The organism is Polaribacter sp., assembly GCF_965656025.1.
GTDB lineage: Bacteria > Bacteroidota > Bacteroidia > Flavobacteriales > Flavobacteriaceae > Polaribacter.
In genome coordinates this window covers 30,255-31,801 of record NZ_CBFHJT010000015.1, presented here as the reverse complement: position 1 = coordinate 31,801, position 1,547 = coordinate 30,255, and the positions used below count along the sequence as shown (strand labels likewise).

General features: G+C 28.1%; 2 protein-coding genes. One reads left to right on the top strand and one right to left on the bottom strand.

Annotated elements, in window-relative coordinates; genetic code table 11:
* Nucleotides 1-32: 32 nt before the first annotated feature.
* Nucleotides 33-914 carry a hypothetical protein gene (locus ACTG3S_RS04480; protein ID WP_439128175.1) on the bottom strand — a complete coding sequence of 294 codons (882 nt, stop codon included), beginning with the start codon at nucleotides 912-914 and terminating at the stop codon, nucleotides 33-35.
* A gap of 253 nt (nucleotides 915-1,167) precedes the next feature.
* On the opposite strand from ACTG3S_RS04480, the gene ACTG3S_RS04475 reads away from it, so the two are divergent.
* A partial coding sequence (locus ACTG3S_RS04475; RefSeq protein WP_439128174.1) for a toxin-antitoxin system YwqK family antitoxin occupies nucleotides 1,168-1,547 on the top strand: 380 nt, incomplete at its 3' end.

The window sequence follows — 1,547 nt, the reverse complement described above, 5'->3', positions numbered from 1 at the left end:
TTCATAATTGTAAGTTTTATTTAGTTTGTTTATTAAAATGAGTATACAGCGCCTCCGTAAAATCCTGTGGCTTTACCAAGGTTTCTACCAGAAATGTAAGCATTTGTTCCTGCTGTAAATCCTAATTCTTTTGTGATTGGGTAAAAAGCATTTAGACCAATTCTTGTATAGTTTACACGAGTGGCAGGAAAAAATCCTGTAAACCCTTCTCCTAAAATATCTACACCACTATCATCAGAAAGTTGATTGGCTACAAATGCATCTACATAAAATTTAGAAGTTGCATAACCAATTTTTAACTCGCTTATTAGTGCATTAGGTACCTCATTATTTCTAAAACTATATCCTAATTGACCTGTTGTAAAAAAACCTGATTGTAATTTAAAGGTAGCAATACCCATAGCATTGTATGTAGTAGCTCTGTTACCTATTGCAATAATAGATTGTAACCCTTCATCTGCATTGTAATTCCCTAAAGGAGTTTCTATACCAGCAGCTCCAATAAAGTCTAAAGAACTTTTGTCAAAATTTAAGGTATATAACCTATATTTTGCATAGACTTTTAAATCTTGTATTCCTTTTCTTTCGTTCTCAAAACCATTATTATCTAAAACTGCTTCGGAAGCGTTTCCTTCAGATCTGATATAAGGTACATTTAGTACGATGTTAAAATTATCTGAAATACCAATCTCTCCAAAAAAAGATACACTGCTAATACTTACATCGTTAAATATAGGTACACCATCAACTTCATTTGGTACTAAAAAAACTTTACTATAAGATTCTTTAGAATAAGATAATACTACAGATCCTTCTCCTGATTTTTTCATAAAACCATTTACTGGACTCTGTGCAATACACACACTTGATAATAGTAGACATAGACCTACTAACGTTTTCATTTTATTTGTCATAATTGTAGTTTTTAAATGTTAGTGACACTTTATATACGAGATAAAAACAAAGACGGTTTTATTTTTTTTAAAAAAACTATAAATAAAAAAATCTCGTATATAAATAGGAAGCTCTTGAAAGTTATCTATAATTAAAACGACAATTAAAAAACATTAATAATTAAGAGTATCGTGAATTTAAGAAGTTCGTTTAAAAAACAAACCTATTACTATTGACTTTACTGTTTTAATGTGAAGAAAAAAAAACTAAACTATGTTCTTAAAATATGCCTTAACATTCTTTCTTTTTACTTTAATAAATCAAAAAGAATTTATTAAAATTTATGACACAAATGATAATTTGAAATCAGAAGGTTGGTTACAAAATGATGCAAAAACAGACTTTTGGACTTTTTATTATGCGAACGGAGAAATAGAAAAAAAAGGTCATTTTAATAATGATAACAAAACAGGTTATTGGTACTTTTACACAAAAAATAATACCTTAATTAAAGAAGGGCACTTTATTAATAATAAAGCAACAAACTGGTGGATTTTTTATAAAAACGACACCAAAACAAAAATACAATACAAGAATGGTAAAAAGCATGGATATGCTCTAATTTACCAAAACAACCGTCTAATAAAAACAAC